The sequence below is a fragment of the Streptomyces formicae genome, from assembly GCF_002556545.1.
GTDB lineage: Bacteria > Actinomycetota > Actinomycetes > Streptomycetales > Streptomycetaceae > Streptomyces > Streptomyces formicae_A.
This window is the reverse complement of the sequence record NZ_CP022685.1, coordinates 4577202-4598309: the sequence shown is the minus strand read 5'-3', so window position 1 is coordinate 4598309 and position 21108 is coordinate 4577202. Positions and strand designations below refer to the sequence as shown.

General features: G+C 72.1%; 17 protein-coding genes and 5 tRNA genes. 18 read left to right on the top strand and 4 right to left on the bottom strand.

What is annotated here, in order from left to right; translation table 11 throughout:
* Positions 1 to 50: 50 nt before the first annotated feature.
* Genes KY5_RS19640 through KY5_RS19625 form a run of 4 tightly spaced genes read left to right on the top strand, consistent with a single transcriptional unit; the run spans position 51 to position 3228 of the window.
* A complete protein-coding gene (locus KY5_RS19640; protein ID WP_159072558.1) occupies positions 51 to 458 on the top strand; it encodes a hypothetical protein in 408 nt (135 codons plus the stop codon).
* A gap of 60 nt (positions 459 to 518) precedes the next feature.
* Complete coding sequence (locus tag KY5_RS19635; RefSeq protein WP_098243479.1) at positions 519 to 1292, top strand: DsbA family protein; 774 nt, start codon at positions 519 to 521, stop codon at positions 1290 to 1292.
* Positions 1289 to 2137 carry a cytochrome c biogenesis CcdA family protein gene (locus KY5_RS19630; protein ID WP_098243478.1) on the top strand — a complete coding sequence of 283 codons (849 nt, stop codon included), beginning with the start codon at positions 1289 to 1291 and terminating at the stop codon, positions 2135 to 2137. The genes KY5_RS19635 and KY5_RS19630 overlap by 4 nt, the downstream gene beginning before the upstream one ends.
* A gap of 29 nt (positions 2138 to 2166) precedes the next feature.
* A complete protein-coding gene (locus KY5_RS19625; RefSeq protein WP_098243477.1) occupies positions 2167 to 3228 on the top strand; it encodes a hypothetical protein in 1062 nt (353 codons plus the stop codon).
* Between the two features lie 52 nt (positions 3229 to 3280).
* Here KY5_RS19625 and KY5_RS19620 read toward each other — a convergent pair.
* The 4 genes from KY5_RS19620 to KY5_RS19605 all read right to left on the bottom strand — a co-directional run bounded on the left by KY5_RS19620 (position 3281) and on the right by KY5_RS19605 (position 5200).
* Positions 3281 to 3354, bottom strand: a tRNA-Phe gene (locus KY5_RS19620).
* Between the two features lie 27 nt (positions 3355 to 3381).
* Positions 3382 to 3456: transfer RNA gene (locus tag KY5_RS19615), tRNA-Asp, on the bottom strand.
* Positions 3457 to 3495: 39 nt separating this feature from the next.
* A tRNA-Glu gene (locus KY5_RS19610) sits at positions 3496 to 3568 on the bottom strand.
* Positions 3569 to 3649: 81 nt separating this feature from the next.
* Positions 3650 to 5200, bottom strand: a complete 1551-nt coding sequence (locus KY5_RS19605) for a metallophosphoesterase family protein (RefSeq protein WP_098243476.1) — start codon at positions 5198 to 5200, stop codon at positions 3650 to 3652.
* Positions 5201 to 5271: 71 nt separating this feature from the next.
* Here KY5_RS19605 and KY5_RS19600 point away from each other — a divergent pair, with 71 nt between their 5' ends.
* The 14 genes from KY5_RS19600 to KY5_RS19535 all read left to right on the top strand — a co-directional run bounded on the left by KY5_RS19600 (position 5272) and on the right by KY5_RS19535 (position 21033).
* Positions 5272 to 5622: a metallopeptidase family protein gene (locus tag KY5_RS19600; protein WP_199843154.1), complete on the top strand. Its 351-nt coding sequence runs from the start codon at positions 5272 to 5274 to the stop codon at positions 5620 to 5622.
* 168 nt (positions 5623 to 5790) lie between these two features.
* On the top strand, positions 5791 to 6354 hold the full coding sequence (locus KY5_RS19595) for a hypothetical protein (RefSeq protein WP_098243475.1): 564 nt from the start codon (positions 5791 to 5793) through the stop codon (positions 6352 to 6354).
* 283 nt (positions 6355 to 6637) lie between these two features.
* Positions 6638 to 8920: a DEAD/DEAH box helicase gene (locus tag KY5_RS19590; RefSeq protein ID WP_098243474.1), complete on the top strand. Its 2283-nt coding sequence runs from the start codon at positions 6638 to 6640 to the stop codon at positions 8918 to 8920.
* Positions 8921 to 9118: 198 nt separating this feature from the next.
* Positions 9119 to 11218, top strand: a complete 2100-nt coding sequence (locus KY5_RS19585) for a LamG domain-containing protein (protein WP_098243473.1) — start codon at positions 9119 to 9121, stop codon at positions 11216 to 11218.
* Between the two features lie 87 nt (positions 11219 to 11305).
* Complete coding sequence (locus KY5_RS19580) at positions 11306 to 12862, top strand: amino acid permease (protein WP_098243472.1); 1557 nt, start codon at positions 11306 to 11308, stop codon at positions 12860 to 12862.
* Between the two features lie 76 nt (positions 12863 to 12938).
* Positions 12939 to 13011 (top strand) — tRNA-Lys (locus tag KY5_RS19575).
* Positions 13012 to 13254: 243 nt separating this feature from the next.
* Positions 13255 to 13995 (top strand): GAF and ANTAR domain-containing protein, encoded by a 741-nt coding sequence (locus tag KY5_RS19570; protein WP_098243471.1) that lies wholly within the window; start codon positions 13255 to 13257, stop codon positions 13993 to 13995.
* A gap of 158 nt (positions 13996 to 14153) precedes the next feature.
* Positions 14154 to 15695 (top strand): MFS transporter, encoded by a 1542-nt coding sequence (locus tag KY5_RS19565; RefSeq protein ID WP_098243470.1) that lies wholly within the window; start codon positions 14154 to 14156, stop codon positions 15693 to 15695.
* Positions 15696 to 15824: 129 nt separating this feature from the next.
* Positions 15825 to 16712, top strand: coding sequence for a glycosyltransferase family 2 protein (locus KY5_RS19560; protein ID WP_267894285.1), 888 nt, complete (start codon positions 15825 to 15827; stop codon positions 16710 to 16712).
* 147 nt (positions 16713 to 16859) lie between these two features.
* Complete coding sequence (locus KY5_RS19555) at positions 16860 to 18047, top strand: alginate lyase family protein (RefSeq protein WP_098247364.1); 1188 nt, start codon at positions 16860 to 16862, stop codon at positions 18045 to 18047.
* Positions 18048 to 18093: 46 nt separating this feature from the next.
* Positions 18094 to 18167 (top strand) — tRNA-Met (locus KY5_RS19550).
* 151 nt (positions 18168 to 18318) lie between these two features.
* The gene (locus KY5_RS19545) at positions 18319 to 18675 is read left to right on the top strand and encodes a hypothetical protein (RefSeq protein ID WP_159072556.1); all 357 of its coding nucleotides are present in this window, start codon (positions 18319 to 18321) and stop codon (positions 18673 to 18675) included.
* Positions 18676 to 18739: 64 nt separating this feature from the next.
* Positions 18740 to 19798 (top strand): PLP-dependent cysteine synthase family protein, encoded by a 1059-nt coding sequence (locus KY5_RS19540; RefSeq protein WP_098247363.1) that lies wholly within the window; start codon positions 18740 to 18742, stop codon positions 19796 to 19798.
* The gene (locus tag KY5_RS19535; RefSeq protein ID WP_098243468.1) at positions 19795 to 21033 is read left to right on the top strand and encodes an MFS transporter; all 1239 of its coding nucleotides are present in this window, start codon (positions 19795 to 19797) and stop codon (positions 21031 to 21033) included. The genes KY5_RS19540 and KY5_RS19535 overlap by 4 nt, the downstream gene beginning before the upstream one ends.
* Positions 21034 to 21108 lie beyond the last annotated feature (75 nt).

The following is a 21108-nucleotide window of genomic DNA, read 5'->3' as shown; positions in this document are numbered from 1 at the left end:
TGGCGAACCGATTTCTCCGCCGGAGCGCCGTGGCACGTACGATTCCGGGCATGTTGTCCCGAGCCCGTACGACGTGGTGCCCCCTGGTGGGGGTGCTGCTCGTCGTGCTCGGCCTGTTCTGCGCGCCCGCCGCGGCGGCGCGGGCGGCGGGCCCGACGGCGGCGGTGGCCAAGGAGTCACTGCCGACGCGGTCGGCGGAGGCCGTGGGGGCCGCGCACGTCGCCGAGGGCCGGGAGGCGCCCGGCTGCGGCAAGGGCGGACAGCACGACGCCGAGCAGCGCCCCGCGTCGCCGCCGCGCCCCAGCTCCGCCTACGAACTGCTGCCCGCGCTCGTCCAGGCGCACGGCACGTCCGGCTCGTGGGGCGCCGACCAGGCCGTTCTCGATCTGCATCCGGTGCGCGGTCCGCCGGAACTCGAACCGCCGTCGCCGGTCGACCTCTCGATCCTGCGCGTGTAGGAGGCCCCTGTCTCAGGGGCCCCTTCATCGACGTACAACAGGACAAGAGAGATCGCTCTGATGCCCAAGAACGACAACAAGAAGAGCAGGAACATCGCCATCGGCGCGGGTGTCGCCGTCGCCGCCGTGCTGCTCGGTGTCGCCTCGTACACCGCCACCAAGCCCGACGACTCCACCGGCACGGTCAAGGAGGAGGCCGCGGGCGCGGCGCCCTCCGTCGAGGAGCAGGCCGGTGTCTACCCCGAGCTGGAGAAGCTCGCCCGGCGCGACGCCGAGGACCCGCTCGCGCAGGGGCGCGCCGACGCGCCCGTCGTGATGGTCGAGTACGCCGACTTCAAGTGCGGCTTCTGCGGCAAGTTCGCCCGCGACACCGAGCCGGGCCTCGTGAAGAAGTACGTCGACGAGGGCACCCTGCGCATCGAATGGCGCAACTTCCCGATCTTCGGCGAGGACTCCGAGCGGGCCGCGCGCGGCGCCTGGGCGGCCGGTGAGCAGGGCCGCTTCTGGCAGTTCCACGAGGCCGCGTACGCCGAGGGGTCCAAGGAGAAGGGCTTCGGCGACGCGCGCCTGAAGGAGCTGGCGAAGGACGCCGGGGTCAAGGACGTCGACCGCTTCGTCAGCGACGCGGACAGCGACGCGGCGAAGGCCGCGGTGAAGAAGGACCAGGAGGAGGCGTACGGCCTCGGGGCCACCTCCACGCCGTCCTTCGTGATCAACGGGCGGCCCGTCTCGGGCGCCCAGCCCGACCAGGTCTTCGACCAGGCGATCGAGGCGGCGGCCAAGAGCGCGAAGGACGCGAAGGACGCGAAGGGCCGGAAGGAGGCGGACAAGTGACCGCCGACGTCGGGTACTTCGCCGCCTTCCTCGGTGGGCTGCTCGCCCTGGTCAGCCCGTGCAGCGCGCTGCTGCTCCCGGCCTTCTTCGCCTACTCGATCGACTCGACGTCCCGGCTCGTCGCGCGCACCGGCATCTTCTACGCCGGGCTCGCCACGACCCTGGTGCCGCTGGGCGCCGCCGGGTCCTACGCGGGACGCTTCTTCTTCGGCCACCGCGACCAGCTGGTGCTCGCCGCCGGCTGGCTGATCATCGGGCTCGGGGTCCTCCAGATCCTCGGCATGGGGTTCGCCTCGCGCAAGATGGCCGAGCTGTCGGGGCGGATCAGGCCGACCACCGCGTTCTCCGTGTACGCGCTCGGCGCGGTGTACGGGCTCGCCGGGTTCTGCGCGGGGCCGATCCTCGGCAGCGTCCTCACGGTCGCCGCGGTGAGCGGGAGCCCGGTGTACGGGGGACTCCTGCTCGCCGTCTACGGCCTCGGCATGGCCGTGCCGCTCTTCCTGCTCGCCCTGCTCTGGGAGCGGTTCGACCTGGGGCGGCGGCGCTGGCTGCGCGGCCGGACGTTCACGGTGGGCCGGTTCGAGCTGCACACCACCTCGCTCCTGTCCGGGCTCTTCTTCATCGGGCTCGGCGCGCTCTTCCTCGCGTACGACGGGACGACCGCGCTGCCGGGGCTGCTCGACGTGGACGACTCGTTCGCCGTGGAGCAGTGGGCGGGCGGCGTCGGCCGCGCCGTGCCGGACGCCGTGCTGCTGATCGGGGTCGTGGTGCTGGTGGGAGCGGTGCTCGGGATCCGGTGGTGGCGGGGCCGGAGGACCGGCTCCGTGGAGGCCCCGGAGGGGTAAGTCCCTTTTGGGTGCTTTAGCGTGGTCGTATGTCTGATCACGGTGCGCACGGGCGGGTTCCTACGCGGAGCGAGCGGTGGGGTGCCTTCAAGGAGTCGCCCTTCCTGCCCGCCACCGTGCTGGTGTTCATCCTGGCGGCCGCCGCCGGGCTCTTCGCGGGGTCGTACACGTACTCCATGGCGAATCCGACCCCGCACCACATCCCCACGGCCGTCGTCGGCGCGCAGGACTCGGCGCGGGGCAAGGCGTTCCTCGGCGGCATGGAGAAGGCGCTGAACGCCTCCCTCGAGGTGCGCGGGTACGACAGCGTGGCGGCGGCCCGGCAGGACGTGGACGAGCAGCAGGTCTTCGCGATCGTCGACGCGCGCCGGGGCGACGGGGTCACCCTCGACGTCTCCGGGGCGTCCGGCGCCTCGGTCGCCCAGGTGCTCGCGGAGACCGCGCCGAAGGTGGGCGCGGAGGTCGGCGTCCCGGTGACGGTGAAGGACATCAAGCCCTTGCAGGAGGGGGACCCGCGAGGGCTCGCCATCTTCTACATCTCGCTGGCCGCCGTGATCATCGGCTTCGTCGGGGCGATCCAGCTGAGCGTGCACGCGCGGGGACTCAACCCCGCCGAGCGGATCGGGTTCACGGCGCTCTACGCGCTGCTCGGCGCGTTCGTCATCGCCGCGGTCGTGGACTGGTGGCTGGGCGCGGTGGACCTGCCGTTCGTGGAGTCCTGGCTGATCCTGGCCCTGACGATGTTCACCTCGGGCATGGTCTTCACGATGTTCAACACGCTGTTCGGGCGCTGGGCGATGATCCCGACGTGGGGCCTGATGGTGCTGCTCGGCAACCCGTCGTCGGGCGGCGCGGTCTCGTGGCCCCTGCTGCCCTCGGTGCTCGGCCACATCGGGCGCTGGCTGCCGCCGGGCGCCTCGGTCAACGCGCAGCACACCACGGTGTACTTCGGCGGACACCAGCACGCGTTCCCGTTCCTGGTGCTCGCGGGCTGGGCGGTGCTTTCCAGCGCCGTCTTCTGGGTGTGGCGCCACCGGCATCCGGGCGGGCGTGAGTCCGCGCCCGCGCACGCGGTGGCTCCTGCGGGATGACACCGGAAACGACGGAAGCCCCGCCTCGATGAGGCGGGGCTTCCGGAAGAAGTGGCTGGGGCCGGGATCGAACCGGCGACCTATCGCTTTTCAGGCGATCGCTCGTACCAACTGAGCTACCCAGCCACGCAGTTCACCGAGGTGATCTGCAAGCGGTCCTGACGGGATTTGAACCCGCGGCCTCCACCTTGACAGGGTGGCGAGCACTCCAAACTGCTCCACAGGACCAAGCATTGTGCGAGCACTAGTCTCGCACAAGGTGTTGCGTGCCCCCAACGGGATTCGAACCCGTGCTACCGCCTTGAAAGGGCGGCGTCCTGGGCCACTAGACGATGAGGGCTAAGAGGCCCGCCTGGGCGCTTTGCAGCGCGTCGGGGACGTGAGAAGCATATGGGATGCGGGGAGGTATCGCCAAAACGGTTTAGGGGGAGGGGCTCGGAGCGGTCGGCGAGGGGGGTGCGCCGGGGCGGTTCTCCTTGGGGAGATGACGGCTGACCTCCGCCTTCGTGAGGCCGAGGCCGCCCAGTTTGATCTCGTCCCAGGCCTGCAGCCGCTTGGTCGTACGGTCCAGGTAGAGCACCGACGCCTGCACCGGGTCGGGGTACTTGTCATCGACCGCGCGCAGTCCGCTGCCGCCCGTCGACCCCTCGATGCGCAGCCGCGTGCCCTCCTCCATGACCTCCATCTCCTGGTGGTGGACGTGGCCCGCGAGGACCAGGGGGACCTCGCCGTCGGTCTCCCGCGCCGCCGTCGGGTTGTGGGCGACGGCCACGTCGACCGGGGTCCCCGCCGCGCGCTCGGCGCGCAGGGCCGACGCGAGCCGGATGCCCGCCAGGTGCTCGACCGTGTCGCCCTCCGCCTTCACCGAGCGGTCGGGGGTGTACTGCGGGTCGCCGATCCCCGCGATGCGCAGGCCCGCGACGGTCTGCGCCCTGCCGTCGTCGAGGACGTGGACGTTCTTGAAGCGCTCCAGGTAGCGCTGGGTGGTGTGCGAGTCGTGGTTGCCGCGCACCCAGACGTAGGGCACGCCCAGGTCGGCGATCGGGTCGAGGAAGGCGTTCTCGGTGGCCGAGCCGTGGTCCATGGTGTCGCCGGAGTCGACGATGACGTCGATGTCGTACTGCTCGACGAGCGAGGCGATGATCTTCCAGCTCGCCGGGTTGAGGTGGATGTCGGAGACGTGCAGGACCCGCATCGTGGTGGGGTCGGGCTGGTAGGCCGGGAGCGTGGACGTCACGTCGTAGAGCTTGGTGACGTTGGTGACCAGGCGCGCCAACTCCTGCTGGTAGACGTCGAATTCGCTGACGATGCTGCGGGCGTTGCCGACGACAGAGGGGGCGCTGCTGAGCAGCCCCGAGAACTTCGGCTCCAGGACGGACTTCGGGTTCCAGGTGGCGTACGCGGCGGTGCCGGACGCCGCGAGCAGGGTGAGGGCGAGGCCGCCCGCCGCCAGGGCGCGGCGCGGGCGGCGGTAGACGGCGAGGCCGAGGGCGGTGGCGCCGGAGACGACGGCGACGCAGGAGCGCACGGCCAGGTCGAGCGTGCCGTGGCCGACGTCGCGCGCCACCTCCTCCTGGAGTCCGGCGAGCCGCTCGGGGTGGTCCACCAGGGCCTGGGAGCGCACCGGGTCCAGGCGGTCCACGTCCACGTCGAGGCGGATCGGGGCCGTGTGCGAGCGGAGTTCGAGAGCGCCCAGCGGGGAGACGTTGATCTTCGTGCCGCCGGACAGGGAGGGGCGCAGCGTCATCCGAGTGTCCATCGGGCCGACCGGCGCGCGCACGCTGCCGACGATGAGCAGGCCGAGCCAGGCGCCGAGCAGCACGACCGTGACCAGGCCGAACGCGCGGGCATAGGGGTGCGGAGGGCTGATCAGTTCGCCCACGGGGTGGGCGCGGCGAGCTCGGTAGTGGCCTACGAGGGCGCTGCCGACCCTGCGTACGCCCTGGAGGACGACGGTGAAGTCGCGGGCCATTGGTCCCGTATGCCCAATTGCGGGGTCGGGTATGCCGGGACGGGGCGGACGGCGTGGTCGACAATGGGGGTGTGCTGGAGATGACGCGTGAGGAGTTCGAGGAACTGGTCGCCGAGGCGCTCGACCGGATTCCGCCGGAGCTGACCCGGCTGATGGACAACGTGGCCGTCTTCGTCGAGGACGAGCCGCCGTCGGACGATCCCGAACTGCTCGGGCTCTACGAGGGGACGCCGCTGACCGACCGGGGCGAGTGGTACGCGGGGGTCCTGCCGGACCGCATCACCGTCTACCGGGGGCCGACGCTGCGCATGTGCGAGTCGCGCGACGACGTGGTCGCGGAGACGGAGATCACCGTGGTGCACGAGGTGGCGCACCACTTCGGGATCGATGACGAGCGGCTGCACGCGCTGGGGTACGGGTGAGGTGACGCGGGGCGGCGGCGCGGACGGTCGCTGTTCGGGTACGGGTGAGCGGGGGCCGTGCTCGGGTGCGGGTGGGCGGCCGGGCGCGGGTGGCGCTCCGTGTCCTCTTGCGGGCCGTGGGAGTTGGGCAGGGCGTCCCGATCCTCAGCGCCTCGGAGGTGCTCGGCCGTGCGCCAGTTGTACGTTTATGCCCGTTGGGCCGCCGTCGCGGTGGCCGTCGCGGCGACCGCGGGCTGCATGAGCGTCAGTGACGACGGGAACGCGCCGGGGCCGGGGCGCTCCGCGGGGCACCGGGGCGGGGCCGCGGCGCCCGACGGCGGGCCCGTGACCCAGGGCGGCGACATCGCCGCGGGCGGCGACCACGAACAGGGCAGCGGCAAGCGGAAGGGCAAGGGCAAGGGGAAGCGCGGGGACGACGACGCGTCGGTGAAGGCCGGTGGGTCGGCGTCGGACGACGCGAAGCCGTCCGCGTCCTCATCTGGGCAGGCATCGGCCAAGCCGACGAAGCCCGGCAAGCCGGAGAAGCCGTCGCCGACGAAGCCGAAGCCGACACCGACGCGGGACACGCCCACGCCCACGCCGCCCAAGCCGACGCCGACCCCGACGCCGGATCCGACCACTCCGGAGCCGTCGTCGTCGGCGCACGAGGAGTCCGGGCAGGACGCGCAGCTCCAGCGGCGCGAGGGGGACGTCGGGGGGCGCGAGCCGTCGCCTCAGGTGGGGCCCCGGTAGCTCGCGGTGGGCTCGCCGGGCGGGGTTGGTGGCGTCGTTTTCGCAGGTGGAGGGGGTCCCGGGGGTAGCTCAGGGGATGGCTGGGGGGAGGGCGGTTTGCCATTTGGGGTGGAGGGTGCGTATGGTGGTAGATCGTTTGATCCCATTTGCCCGGCGCCGACACAGAAGAGCGCCGCGTGGCGCGTACTCTCCCTTGCCGTGGCTGACCGCATAGAGGCGGTCCATTGCGAAATCACGGAGTTGACGGGCGCGTGCCGAGACTCCGGAAGGTTTCGCATTTCGCATGTCCATTTTCAGTTCTGACCACGCCGTCCTGCCCGAGAACGAGTCGGTCGAGGCCGTCGAGAACGACGCCGTAGAGGCCGTCGCCGAGGCCGTCGAGATCGTCGAGTCGACCGAGATCGTCGAGTCGGCCCCGGCCGAGGACGTCACCGAGGTCACCAACGACGCCGACGCCGAGTCCGTCGAGGCCGACGCCGACGCGGAGCCCGAGATCACCTTCGGTGACCTGGGCCTGCCCGACGGAGTCGTCCGCAAGCTCGCGCGCAACGGCGTGCACACCCCCTTCCCGATCCAGGCCGCGACCATCCCGGACGCCCTGGCCGGCAAGGACATCCTGGGCCGCGGCCGCACCGGCTCCGGCAAGACCCTCTCCTTCGGTCTGCCGATGCTGGCGACCCTCGCCGAGGGCCACACCGAGAAGAAGAAGCCCCGCGGCGTCATCCTGACCCCGACCCGTGAGCTCGCGATGCAGGTCGCGGACGCCCTCCAGCCGTACGGCGACGTGCTCGGCCTGAAGATGAAGGTCGTCTGCGGCGGTACGTCGATGGGCAACCAGATCTACGCCCTGGAGCGTGGCGTCGACATCCTCGTCGCCACCCCCGGCCGCCTGCGCGACATCATCAGCCGCGGCGCCTGCTCCCTGGAGAACACCCAGATCGCGGTGCTCGACGAGGCCGACCAGATGTCCGACCTGGGCTTCCTGCCCGAGGTCACCGAGCTGCTCGACCAGGTCCCGTCCGGCGGCCAGCGCATGCTGTTCTCCGCCACGATGGAGAACGAGATCTCCACGCTGGTCAAGCGCTACCTGAACAACCCGGTCACGCACGAGGTCGACGCCGCCCAGGGCGCCGTCACGACCATGACCCACCACATCCTCATCGTGAAGCCCCGCGACAAGGCGCCCGTCACGGCCGCCATCGCCGCGCGCAAGGGCCGCACGATCATCTTCGTCCGCACGCAGCTGGGCGCCGACCGCATCGCCGAGCAGCTCTGCGAGTCCGGTGTGAAGGCCGACGCGCTGCACGGCGGCATGACGCAGGGCGCTCGTACGCGCGTTCTTGAGGACTTCAAGAAGGGCTACGTCAACGCGCTCGTCGCGACCGACGTCGCCGCCCGAGGCATCCACGTCGACGGCATCGACCTGGTCCTGAACGTGGACCCGGCCGGTGACCACAAGGACTACCTGCACCGCTCCGGCCGTACGGCCCGCGCGGGCCGCTCCGGCACGGTCGTCTCGCTGTCCCTGCCGCACCAGCGCCGCCAGATCTTCCGCCTCATGGAGGACGCGGGCGTCGACGCCTCGCGCCACATCATCAACGGCGGCGGCACCTTCGACCCGGAGGTCGCCGAGATCACCGGCGCCCGTTCGATGACCGAGGTGCAGGCCGACTCCGCGGGCAACGCCGCGACCCAGGCCGAGCGTGAGGTCAAGGACCTCACCAAGGAGCTGGAGCGCGCCACCCGTCGCGCCTCCGAGCTGCGCGAGGAGGCCGCGCGCCTGACCGCGCGTGCCGCCCGTGAGCGCGGCGACGACCCGGAGACCGCGGTGGCCGAGGCCGCCGCTGCCGCCGAGGCCGCCGTCGAGGCAGCCGTCTCCGTCCCGGAGCAGCCCGCCGCCGTGCGCGAGGAGCGCCGTCCGCAGCGCGACGAGCGCGGCAACTACGAGCGTGAGCGCCGCGACGACCGCGGTGGCCGTTCCTTCGAGCGTCGTGACGACCGCGGTGGCTCCGGCTTCCGTGGCGGCGACCGTCGTGAGGGTGGCGACCGCGGCGGCTTCAACCGCGACCGCGGCAACGACCGTGGCGGCCGTTCCTTCGAGCGCCGTGACGACAACCGTGGCGGCGGCTTCAACCGTGACCGTCGCGACGACCGCCCGTCGGGTGGCTTCAACCGTGACCGTCGTGACGACAACCGCGGTGGCGGCTCCGGCTTCCGCCGTGACGACCGTCCCTCGGGCGGCTTCCGTGGCGGCGACCGTCGTGACGACAACCGTGGCGGCGGCTCCGGCTTCCGCCGTGACGACCGCCCGTCGGGTGGCTTCAACCGTGACCGTCGTGACGACAACCGTGGCGGTGGCTCCGGCTTCCGTCGCGACGACCGCCCCTCCGGCGGCCACCGCGGCAGCGACCGTCCGTTCAACCGTGACCGCCGCGACGACCGCCCCTCCGGCGGCGCCCGCTCCGGCGGCCACGACCGCCCGTCGTTCAACCGCGACCGCTCCGGCACGGGCACCGGCTCCTTCGGCCGCCGCGACGACAAGCCGCGCTGGAAGCGCAACGGCTGATCCTCGGCCTGAGTGACTGATCGAAGGGCCCGTACGACGCATACGTCGTACGGGCCCTTCGGCGTATGCGGACGTCGGCGCGCGTGCGTTCCGCGTATCGATGTCAGTACGCGCTGTTACCTTCGGGACCGATGGAAGTGGTGGTCCGGTGGGGAGCCGGACCGACAGGGAGGGGATCCCGTGGTTCGTCATGCCTTCGTGCGCTGCGCAGTCGCTGCCGCACTCGCCTCGTCCGCCGTCGTGGCCATGCCGGTGGCCGCCGTGGCCGCGCAGAACAGGGCGCCGGACCAGCCGGTGCGGGCCGAGCTGGAGACCGGTGGCGAGCAGTGCGCGACCGGCGAGGACAGACCTTACGTACGGACGAGACCGCAGCTGAGCGCGGTGCTGCGCGACCAGGACGCGGTGCCGCCCGTATACGTGCGCCTGACCGGTGAGTTCGAGGTCTCGTGGCAGGACGCCGCAGGGGAGCGGCAGGTCCGAACGGGGCAGACGGGCTTCGGGACCAGCGGCCGTCCCGTCACCTGGACCGTTCCCGGCGACGTGCCGCCCGCCACGGAGGTGAGCTGGCGGGTGCGGGCCTTCGACGGCGAGGCGTGGGGGCCGTGGAGTTCCGACGGAGGCAAGGGCGCCTGTGAGTTCGTCTACGACGACGAGTCGCCCGCGAAGCCCTCGGTGTCGTCGCCCGAGTACCCCGACGACACCCAGTGGCGCGACGGCGTGGGCGTGCGCGGCACGTTCAGGGCCGCTTCCTCCTCGAAGGACACCGTGGCCTACGTCTACATCTTCACGGGAGAGTCGCCCAAGACCGTCGAGGCCGAACGGCCCGGCGGTCCCGCCGAGTTGAGCTGGCTGCCGGAGCGGGCAGGCCCGGTGACGGTCTCCGTGCAGGCGAGGGACCGCGCGGGGAACAGGAGCGAGCCGACGACGCACCGGTTCCGGGTGAGCGAGGGCAGTGGGCCCGCCGCCCACTGGAAGCTCGCCGATCGGGCGGGCTCCGCCGAGGGGGCCGACGCGGCGGGCGGCACGGCCGCGAAGGCGGGCGACGGCGTCACGTTCGGCGCCGAGGGCCCGTCGCGCACGGAGGTGAGGTCCGCGGCCGAGCTGGACGGATCGGCCGGTGCGTATCTGACGTCGGGCGCCCCCGCGGTGGACACCGGAAGGGCTTTCGCGGTGAGCGCCTGGGTGCGGCCCGACGAGGTGGGCCGGGGCATGGCGGCGGTGAGCCAGGACGGAGAGGGCGTGGCCGCCTACCGGCTCGGGACCGATGGCGACGGGGACTGGTCCTTCGCGCTCGGCGGGCGGGACGGAACCGTCGTGCGGGCGAAGGGTGGCACTCCGGAGCGCGGGGAGTGGGCGCACCTGACCGGTGTGTACGACCCGGCGGTGAAGACGGCCCGGTTGTACGTGAACGGACGGCTCGTCGACACGGCGGAGAACGCCCCGGCTCCCTGGGGCAGCGGTGCCGCACAGATCGGCCGGGCGCTCGAGGGGAGCGGGCAGGGCCGGAACTGGGACGGCCGGGTGGCGGACGTGCGGGCGTGGCACCGGGTGGTCGTCGCGGACGAGGTGGCGGGCCTTGCGGCGCGCACGGCCGAGCGCCAGGGACAGTGGCGCCTGGACGAGGCGTCCGGGTCAGCGAGCCCGGAGCGGGACGGCGGACAGCCGCTGGCCCTGGGCGGCGACGCGCGGATCCGCCACGACGACCAGGCGTGCGACCCGCTGGACCCCGAGTGCGGTCCGGGCAATCCCCCGATGGTGGGCGCGGGGGAGCTGGTCCTGGACGGCGCGGGTGACTTCGCGGCGACGGGCGCCCCGGTCGTGGACACCGGCGAGAGCTTCTCGCTGGCCGCGCACGTGCGCCTCGACCCGTCGGCCGAGGACCGGACGATGACGGTCCTCTCGCTGCCCGGTGAGCACGCCGGTCTCGCCACCCTGCGCTATACGCCGCAGCGGCAGATATGGGAGCTGGCCCTGGCGCACGAGGATCGGGCGGGCGCGGAGACGACGACGCTCAAGGCGGAGGGCGACTGGGCGACGAGCGGCTCCCCGCACCATCTGGCGGTGGTGTACGACGACGGGGCCGACGAGGTCCTGCTGTACGTCGACGGCACGGTGGCGGCGCGGGCGCCGTTCCACCACGCCTGGCGGTCCACGGGCGGACTTCAGGTCGGGCGGGCTCCGGTGGCGGACGCGGCGGACGGTTGGGGCGAGCATCTGTACGGGGCGGTGGACGAGGTGCACGCCTTCGCCGGTGCGCTCAGTGAGCACGAAGTGGCGGTGCTGAGAGCGGGCGTCTGACGGTCGGGACGACGTCGGTCGGGGCGGGGGCATTTTTTGGCCAGCCCTGGCGCATGTCGTGCCCCCGGCGAGGGAATCGCTGGGGGCATGACAAAAGAATCGCGTGGAGTGCCCAACTCGCCGCCTCCTGAGGCGGGTTCGGACGAGGAGCGGCTCGCTCAGCTCGGCTATACGCAGGTTCTGGCGCGCCGGATGTCGGCGTTCTCCAACTACGCCGTCTCGTTCACGATCATCTCGGTGCTCTCCGGGTGCCTCACGATGTATCTGTTCGGCATGAACACCGGCGGTCCCGCCCTGATCACCTGGGGGTGGGTCGGGGTCGGACTGATGACGCTGTTCGTGGGGCTCGCGATGGCGGAGATCTGTTCCGCGTATCCGACGTCCGCCGGTCTCTACTTCTGGGCGCACCGGCTCGCGCCCGCGCGCTCCGCGGCCGCGTGGGCGTGGTTCACCGGGTGGTTCAACGTGCTCGGGCAGGTCGCCGTGACCGCGGGGATCGACTTCGGTGCGGCGTCCTTCCTCGGGGCGTACCTCAATCTCCAGTTCGACTTCACCGTCACCGAGGGGCGCACGATCCTGCTGTTCGCGGCGATCCTCGTGCTGCACGGACTCCTGAACACCTTCGGCGTACGCATCGTGGGGCTGCTCAACAGCATCAGCGTGTGGTGGCACGTGGTCGGGGTCGCCGTCATCGTCGGCGCGCTCGCGTTCTCGCCGGACTCGCACCAGTCGGCGTCGTTCGTCTTCACCGAGTTCGTGAACAACACCGGGTGGGGCAGCAGCCTGTACGTCGTCCTCATCGGCCTGCTCATGGCCCAGTACACCTTCACCGGCTACGACGCCTCCGCGCACATGACCGAGGAGACCCACGACGCGTCGACCGCGGGGCCGAAGGGCATCGTCCGCTCCATCTGGACCTCCTGGATCGCCGGATTCGTCCTGCTGCTCGGCTTCACCTTCGCCATCCAGTCGTACGACGGCGCCCGCGAGTCCGCGACGGGTGCGCCGCCCGCGCAGATCCTGCTCGACGCGCTCGGTGCGAGCGCGGGCAAGCTGCTCCTGCTCGTCGTGATCGGCGCGCAGCTCTTCTGCGGCATGGCGTCCGTGACCGCCAACTCCCGCATGATCTACGCCTTCTCGCGCGACGGCGCGCTGCCGTTCTCGCACGTCTGGCACTCGGTCAGCCCGCGCACCCGCACCCCCGTCGCCGCGGTGTGGCTCGCCGCGCTCGGCGCGCTCGTGCTCGGCCTGCCGTATCTGATCAACGTCACGGCGTACGCGGCGGTGACCTCGATCGCCGTCATCGGGCTCTACATCGCGTACGTCATCCCGACCCTGCTGCGGCTGCGCCGAGGCGACGCCTTCGAGCGGGGACCCTGGCACCTGGGCCGCTGGTCACGCCCGGTCGGCGTGATCGCGGTGGGCTGGGTCGGTGTGATCACCGTCCTGTTCATGCTGCCGCAGGTCTCGCCGGTCACCTGGGAGACCTTCAACTACGCCCCGATCGCGGTGCTCGTCGTCCTGGGCTCCGCGGCGGCCTGGTGGTGGGCCTCGGCCAGGCACTGGTTCCTCAACCCCGAGCACGAGCGCACCCTGGCCCGCGAGGCGGCACGCTCCGGACAGCCGGAACCGCTGGATCCGTGACCCGCGACGGCCCTCGACGGTGATACCCGATCGGACGGCGGGGTCCCTCCCGCTATGCTCGGGGGTGCACCGACGAGGACCGTTAGCTCAATTGGCAGAGCAGTGGACTTTTAATCCATTGGTTGTGGGTTCGAGTCCCACACGGTCTACCGGAAAGAACGGCCCCTGGCCTGCGCGGAAGCCGCAGGCCAGGGGCCGTTCCGCTGCCTGGGGCGCCCGGTGGGAGGGGGCGCGCCGGGCGCGCGTCGGGTGGCAGGGCGCGCCCAGTGCATCAGTACGCGAAATTGCCAGGTGTGATCGCGCCGATAGGGGAGAACCCGGGGTAGCGGAGTAATAGCAAGGTGTGTCCAGCGTCCGCATGTGGAACTTCGAACCGCCCGAGGGGTGTGGCCATGTCTCTTGCCGTGCATGACCTCTCCATGGCGCCGGCCCTGGTCGCCCTGGCCGCCGCGTCGCCCCATGGGGAGAGCGACGAACAACTGCTGCGGCGCCTGGCCGCGACGGCCGCCCGCATACCCGGGGTGGACGCGGCCGGTTGCAGCACCGTCGACGAGACGGGGCGGCCCGAAGAGACGGCCGCGTCCAGTGATGTCGCCACCGACCTGGAGCGGGTGCAGGGGGAGCTTTCGGAGGGGCCGGGGCTCGACAGCCGGCGGATCCGCAAGACCCTGGCCAATGTGGAGATGCCGCATCCGCACAGCCGCCTGCGCTGGCCGCACTTCGCCCCGCGGGCCCTCCAGGCGGGCTACCCCTTGGTGACCACGCTTCCGCTGTGCCATCACGGCCGTGCCATCGGCTCGCTCACCCTGTACTGCCGGGGCGGCGCCCTGCGGCCCGAGCAACTGCGCTGGAGCGCGCTGCTCGCCGACGCCACCGCCGCGGGACTCGGGCACCGGGACGCCCTGCGGCAGGCGGACATCCGGGAGCAGCAGCTCCAACACGCCCTGAAGAGCCGGGTGTTGATCGAGCAGGCCAAGGGTGTCCTCGCCGAGCGGCTCGAATGCACCGTCGACGACGCGTTCGACCTGCTGCGCCATCACGCCCGCCGCAACCGGCTCAAGCTGACCCAGGTCGCGGGCGAGATCGTCAACAGCCCCGCCACCGCTGGGCCGTTCCCCCGTCAGGTGCGCTGAACCAGGGCCTTCCCCGAGCCGCCGACCACCCCGTAGGGCACGAGCATCGGTGAATGGTGTTCGCGTATTGCGCACACCGTGCGCTGTGCGTACAGTGTTCGCAACGAGAGCACGCCGTACGCAGCGGGTGTGCCGTCTAGGTCGTGAGGGGTCCCACGATGGAAGCCGTGCTGGAAGAACGCCGTCATCCGCGCCGCTGGCTCATCCTGATCGTGCTCTGCCTGAGCACGCTGGTCCTGGTCGTCGACAACATGGTCCTGACCGTGTCGGTGCCGCCGATCGCCGAGGACCTCGGCGCGGACGCGCAGGACATCCAGTGGATCATCGAGTCGTACATCCTGGTCTTCGCCGGTCTCCTGCTCACCGCGGGAAGCCTCTCCGACCGGTTCGGGCGGCGCCGGATCATGGTCGTCGGGCTCGCGCTCTTCGGCGCCGCGTCGCTGCTCGCCACCGTCGCCCAGAACCCCGAACAGCTCATCGCGGGGCGGGTGTTGATGGGCGTCGGCGGCGCCCTGATCATGCCGAGCACGCTGTCGATCCTGATCACCGTCTTCGATGACGAGGAGCGAAGGAAGGCGATCGGCGCCTGGAGCGCGGTGGCCGTGGTCGGCCTGGTCGGCGGGCCCGTGCTCGGCGGGGTCCTCATCGCCCACTTCTGGTGGGGCGCGGTCTTCCTGATGAACGTCCCGATCGCGCTCGTCGCCATCGTCGCCGCGCTCGTCCTGATGCCCGAGTCCAAGGGCCCCGCCCGCAAGGCCGATCCGCTGGGCATGGTCCTCTCGATGATCGGCATGACCGCCCTGGTGTGGACGATCATCGAGTCCGCGGAGGTCGGACTCGGCGACCCGAGCACGCGGCTCTCGCTCGGTGTGGCCGTCGTCGCCCTGGCCGCCTTCGGTATCTGGGAGCTCCGCACCGAAGCGCCGATGGTCCCGCTCGCCCTCTTCCGCGACCGCGTCTTCAGCGGCGCCAGCTTCTCCCTCGTCCTGCTGACCTTCGCCAACGGCGGCCTGATGCTGGTCCTGACCCAGTACCTGCAGTTCGTCCTCGGCTACTCGCCCTCCAAGACCGGCATCGCCTTCGCCCCGATGGCCGTCGCCACGCTCGTCTTCAACGGTCTCGGCGCCACCCTCGGCAACAAGATCGGCAACCGCGCCATGACCGCGGTCGGCCTCACCGTCATCGCCGCCGGGTTCGGCGCGCTGGCCTCGCTGCCCTCGGACGCCGGGTTCGGGATGCTCGCCTCCGCCATGGTCCTGATCGGCATCGGCGGCGGCCTCGCGATGCCCGCGGCGACCGCGGCCCTGATGAGCGCGGTCCCCGCCGAGCACGCCGGGGTCGGCTCCGCGCTCAACGACACGGTCCAGCAGACCGGCGCGGCCCTCGGCGTCGCCGTACTGGGCACGGTCCTCTCCCGCACCTACACCGGCTCGATGCCCGAATCGGCGCCCACCGCCGCGAGCCACTCCGTCTCCGACGCGCTCGCCCTGGCGGGCACGACCGGCGACGGCGCGCTCGCCACCGCGGCCCGCGAGGCCTTCACCGACGCGATGTCCGCCGCCTTCTGGGCCGGTGCGGCGGGCGTCCTGGCCGCGGCGGTCCTCGCCCTGGTCCTCATCCGGGACCGCAAGACCCCCGCGGGTGACGGGGAGCCGGCCGATGAGACCACCCACACCGGTGAACTGACGACGGCGGCCTGACCTCTCCCCGGGCCTTGGACAGGGGTCTGGACACGGCGTACGACACCACGGCGCCCCGCACGGCTTCGGCCCCGCGGGGCGCCGTGGTGTTGACTGGCCGACTTCCGCCCCGAGTCAGGAGTGATCGCCGTGCCGCAGCCGCCGCGCCTGGGCGTCGTCGTCATCACGATGGGCGACCGTCCCCGAGAACTCGACGCGCTGCTCGCGTCCGTGGCCGCGCAGGACGTGCCCGCGGACCGCGTCGTGCTCGTCGGCAACGGCTCGGTCCTGCCCGCGCTCCCCGTGCTGCCGGGCGAGGTGACGACTGTGGAGCTGGACGAGAACCTCGGCTGTCCGGGCGGCCGCAACGTGGCCATCGAGCGGCTGATGGCCTTCGGCGACGTGGACGTCGTCATCGAGCTCGACGACGACGGGCTGCTCGTCGAACGCGACGTGTTCCGGCGGATCCGCGATCTGTACGCCGCCGATCCGCGCCTCGGCATCGTCGGATTCCGCATCGCCGACGAGACGGGGGAGACCCAGCGCCGCCACATCCCCCGGCTGCGTGCCACCGACCCGATGCGCGGGGGCCCGGTGACCGCCTTCCTCGGCGGCGGGCACGCCTTCTCCATGACCATGCTGACCCGGACGGGGATCTGGCCCGCGCAGTTCTTCTTCGGCCACGAGGAGACCGACCTCGCCTGGCGGGCCGTGGACGACGGCTGGCAGATCCTCTACGAGCCCGCCCTGCTGCTCCAGCACCCCCGGACCTCCCCGGCCAGGCACGCCGTCTACTACCGCAACACCGCCCGCAACCGCGTCTGGCTGGCCCGCCGCCGCCTCCCGCTCCCGCTGATCCCGGTCCACCTGGGCGTCTGGACCCTGCTCACCCTCCTGCGCACCCGCTCGCTGCCGGGCCTGCGCGCCTGGGCGGGCGGCTTCGCCGAAGGAGTCAGGACGCCGTGCGGCGAGCGCGGACCCATGCGGTGGCGCACGGTGTGGCGACTGACGCGCCTGGGGCGGCCGCCGGTGATCTGAGGCCACCCTCCCGCCCGAACGGAGCACCTCCGCCGTGCGCCCTCCCGGCCCCCGGGCCACGCTGAACTGTCAGGGCAGTCGGCCCGACCCGGAGGTGCAGCAGTGGCAGCAGCCGTGTGTGGCAGAGGGCGGCGCGTTCTCGTGCTGATGGCCGTGCCCCTCCTCGTGCTGGCCGTCGCCTGTGGTGGCGGATCCGGGGATTCCGGTGGGGCGGACACCCGGACCGCTGCCGCCCGGCCGCTCGACCGGGCGTTCAGACACCCCGGCGTACTCGTCAGCGGGGCGCAGCTCAAGCGGGTGCGGGCGCGCGTCGAGGCCAAGGAGCAGCCGTGGCTCGCCGCGTTCGAGCAGATGCGCGGGAGCAAGTACGCGGCGGACGACTATCAGGCCACTCCGTACGCCGTGGTGGAGTGCCCGCCCGACACCCGGCCGGGACGGGGGTGCGTGGAGGAGCGGGAGGACGCGCTCGCCGCGTACACGCAGGCCCTGCTCTGGAACATCACCGGCGAGCGCGCGCACGCCGAGAAGGCCGTGCAGATCATGGACGCCTGGGCGAAGGTGATCACCGGGCACACCGAGGCCAACGCCGGGCTCCAGACCGCCTGGGCCGCCTCCTCGTGGGCGCGGGCCGCCGAGGCCGTGCGGTACACCTACGACGGCTGGAACGACGGACAGCTGCTCCGCTTCGAGCGGATGCTGCGCAACGCCTATCTGCCCCAGGTCCGGGACGGGTCCGCCGACTTCAACGGCAACTGGGACCTGGTGATGGCCGACGCGACGATGGGCATGGCCGTCTTCCTCGACGACCACGCCACGTTCGAGAAGGCCGTGCACCACTTCAGGACGCGGGTGCCCGCGTACTTCTACCTGAAGTCCGACGGGAAGCTGCCCGTCTCGCCGGAGGGCAGTGACATCGACACCGCCGCCGAGCTGAAGAAGTACTGGTTCGGGCAGGGCACCTTCGCCGACGGGCTCTCCCAGGAGACGTGCCGCAACTTCAAGCACGCCAGTTACTCGCTCGCCGCGACCGCGCACATGGCGGAGACCGCCCACCACCAGGGCGTCGACCTGTACGGCGAGGTCGAGGACCGGCTGCGGGCCGCCTTCGAGTTCCACTCCACGTACCAGCTGGGCGCCAAGGCGCCGGACTGGCTGTGCGGCGGCAAGGTGCGGCGCGACATGGGGCCCGACACCGAGGTGGGCCTGAACCACCTGCGGGGGCGGCTGAAGCTGGCGATGCCGCAGACCGAGAAGTACACGGAGCAGCGGCGGCCCGAGGGGACGGACGACCTCTTCGTGGCCTGGGAGACCCTCACGCACGCGGGCAACACGTAAGTGGTTCGAACCACCCCTCCGGATGGCGTAGAGTTGTGTTCACCGACGCGGGGTGGAGCAGCTCGGTAGCTCGCTGGGCTCATAACCCAGAGGTCGCAGGTTCAAATCCTGTCCCCGCTACTGAAGGCCGAAGGCCCGGAACCATGAAAATGGTTCCGGGCCTTCGGTGTTTTCCCGCGCCGCCGATTTGGCGCATTGTCGCCTTTGCGCTGACACGTGTGCGGTGAGTAGTTTCGTGTTCACTATGGGTCGCGTGGGCATGGTGGGTTCGGTGAGGCCGAGGCGAAGGCCGGGGCGAGGGTTCGTCCTCGCGCTGCTGTTCGCCGTGTGCGCGCTCTTCCTCGGCGTCTGCCACGGCCACCTGAACGTCACCCCCGCGGGCGCCCCCGTCAGCGCCGTCGGCCAGCACGAGTGCCCGGGGTCCGGGCACGGCGCGCACGCCGAGGCCGACGGGCAGGTCGCCGCGCAGCCCGTGGACCGTGCCGTGCCGGACGGGGTGGGGGCGGGCCGCGTCGAGGTCTCGTCCGCCCCGCCCGGCGGCGGCCGCTCGCTCGCCACCCGGACCAGGGCAGGACCGCACGTCGCGGGCCACTCACTGCTCATCGCCATCGGGATCGACAGGAACTGAGCGCACACGGAGCCCGACCACTCCGTCAGTGCCCTCATCCGCGTACCCGAAGGACGTCAGCTACATGATCAGCAACTTGCAGCCCGCGGCGGCCGCCGTGGGAAACACCCCCGTGCTCTGGATCGACGAACCGTCGGACGACGGCGGCCGGGGCTTCTGGGCCAAGCTCGAAGGCTTCAACTTCGGCGGCATCAAGGACCGCGCCGCCCTCTACATGGTCGAAAGGGCGCGTGCGCGCGGCGAGTTGAGGCCCGGCGCGCCCATCGTCGAGTCGACGTCGGGCACCCTCGGGCTCGGCCTCGCGCTCGCCGGGGTGCGGTACGGCCACCCCGTGCACATCGTGACCGACCCGGGCCTGGAACCCATCGTGGAGCGCATGCTCACCGCGCACGGCGCCCGCATCCACCTCGTACGCGAACCGAGCGGCCGGGGAGGCTGGCAGCAGGCGCGCGTCGACTGGGTCGCCGAGCTCATGGCGGGGCCCGAGCTCGGCGGCGGCGCGTGGTGCCCGAACCAGTACCACAACCCGGACAACCCGGCGGCCTACGGCCCGCTCGCGGCCGAACTCGTCGGGCAGCTCGGCCAGTTCGACGTGCTCGTGTGCGCGGTCGGGACCGGCGGGCACTCGGCGGGGATCGCGCGGGCGCTGCGCGGCGGCGCGCTGCCGGGGCTCGAACTGGTCGGCGTGGACAGCGTCGCTTCGACCATCTTCGGCCTGGACGCGGGCCCGCGCCTGATGCGCGGCCTCGGCTCCTCGATCCACCCCGGCAACGTCGACCACGACGCCTTCGACGAGGTGCACTGGGTCGGGCCCGCGGAGGCGGTGCGGTGCGCGCGGCGGCTCGCCGAGCGGCAGTTCGCCACCGGCGGCTGGAGCGTCGGCGCGGTGGCGCTGGTGGCCGGCTGGCTGGCCAGGACGCGGCCGCGCGGCACCCGCGTCGCCGCGGTCTTCCCCGACGGACCGCAGCGCTACTTCGACACGGTCTTCAGCGACGAGTACTGCGCGGCCAAGGGCCTGACCGGCGGCGCGGTGCCGGACAAGCCCCGCGAGGTGACCGGGCCCGAGCAGGGCATCACCGAGTGGTCCCGGTGGGCCCGCAGCACCAAGGGTGCGGTGCTGTGACCGGGATCTGGCGCCGGGCCAGGGCGTTCGAGCCCGCGGTGCAGCTGCTCTTCGTCAACCAGTTCACGATCAACCTCGGCTTCTACATGCTGATGCCGTACCTGGCGGCCCATCTGTCGGGCCAACTCGGGCTCGCCGCCTGGGCGGTGGGCCTGGTGCTCGGGGTCAGGAACCTCTCCCAGCAGGGCATGTTCCTGGTCGGCGGGGCGCTCGCCGACAGGCTCGGCTTCAAGCCGATGATCGTCGCGGGGTGCGCGCTGCGGACCGTCGGCTTCGGGGCGCTCGCCTTCGCCGACACGCTGCCGGTGCTGATCGCCGCGTCGGTGGCGACCGGGCTCGCGGGGGCGCTCTTCAATCCGGCGGTACGGGCGTACGTCGCCGCGGAGGCGGGGCCGCCCGAGCGCCGCGTGGAGGCGTTCGCGCTGTTCAACGTCTTCTACCAGACCGGCATCCTGCTCGGGCCGCTCGTCGGACTCGCCCTGACGGGGTTCGACTTCCGGCTGACCTGCGCGGTGGCCGCCGTGCTGTTCGCGGCGCTCTCGGTGGTCCAGATCCTCCGGCTGCCCGCGCGGCGGCGCACCGAGGCCGCGGCGGAGGCGGGCGGCCAGTGGCGCGTGGTGCTCGGCAACCGGACGTTCTGGCTCTTCTCGCTCGCCATGACCGGGTCGTACGTCCTGTCCTTCCAGGTCTACCTCGCGCTGCCGCTGTCCGTGGAGCGGCTGCTCGGCGAGGGCACCGCGGGCACCGTCGCGACCAGCTCGCTCTTCGTGGTGTCCGGGCTCGTCGCGCTGCTCGGGCAGCTGCGGATCACCGACTGGTGCCGACGCACCTGGACGCGCGAGCAGTGCCTGGTCGCCGGGCTCGGCCTGATGGGCGCCGCGTTCCTGCCGCCCGCGCTCGGCGGCTCCCGGTACGTCGGGGTCGCGGGCCTGCTCCTGTGCGCGGCGGCGCTCGCCGCGGCGACCGCCGTGCTCTACCCCTTCGAGATGGACACCGTCGTCTCGCTCGCGGGGGACCGCTGGGTGGCCACGCACTACGGCCTCTACAACACCGTCTGCGGCATCGGCATCACCGCGGGCAACCTCGGCATGGGCGCCCTGCTCGACGCCACCCGTGACCTGCCCGCACTGCCCTGGCTGGTCCTGGCCGCCCTCGGCGCGTGCTGCGCGGTGGCGCTGCGCGGACTCGCCAGGTCGGGGCGGCTCGCACCCGTCCCCGCGGTGACCGGCGCCTAACCCGGTCGGCCCACACCAGGTCGCACCCTCACCGCGCTGCGGGAAGCCTGAGTGCAGCGCGGTGAGGTGCTGGGC

Coding starts and splice junctions, on each gene's coding strand:
- KY5_RS19590 (WP_098243474.1), top strand. CDS start 6,638: ATGTCCATTTTCAGTTCTGACCACGCCGTCCTGCCCGAGAACGAGTCG.
- KY5_RS19635 (WP_098243479.1), top strand. CDS start 519: ATGCCCAAGAACGACAACAAGAAGAGCAGGAACATCGCCATCGGCGCG.
- KY5_RS19540 (WP_098247363.1), top strand. CDS start 18,740: ATGATCAGCAACTTGCAGCCCGCGGCGGCCGCCGTGGGAAACACCCCC.
- KY5_RS19625 (WP_098243477.1), top strand. CDS start 2,167: ATGTCTGATCACGGTGCGCACGGGCGGGTTCCTACGCGGAGCGAGCGG.
- KY5_RS19570 (WP_098243471.1), top strand. CDS start 13,255: ATGTCTCTTGCCGTGCATGACCTCTCCATGGCGCCGGCCCTGGTCGCC.
- KY5_RS19605 (WP_098243476.1), bottom strand. CDS start 5,200: ATGGCCCGCGACTTCACCGTCGTCCTCCAGGGCGTACGCAGGGTCGGC.
- KY5_RS19580 (WP_098243472.1), top strand. CDS start 11,306: ATGACAAAAGAATCGCGTGGAGTGCCCAACTCGCCGCCTCCTGAGGCG.
- KY5_RS19565 (WP_098243470.1), top strand. CDS start 14,154: ATGGAAGCCGTGCTGGAAGAACGCCGTCATCCGCGCCGCTGGCTCATC.
- KY5_RS19640 (WP_159072558.1), top strand. CDS start 51: ATGTTGTCCCGAGCCCGTACGACGTGGTGCCCCCTGGTGGGGGTGCTG.
- KY5_RS19555 (WP_098247364.1), top strand. CDS start 16,860: ATGGCCGTGCCCCTCCTCGTGCTGGCCGTCGCCTGTGGTGGCGGATCC.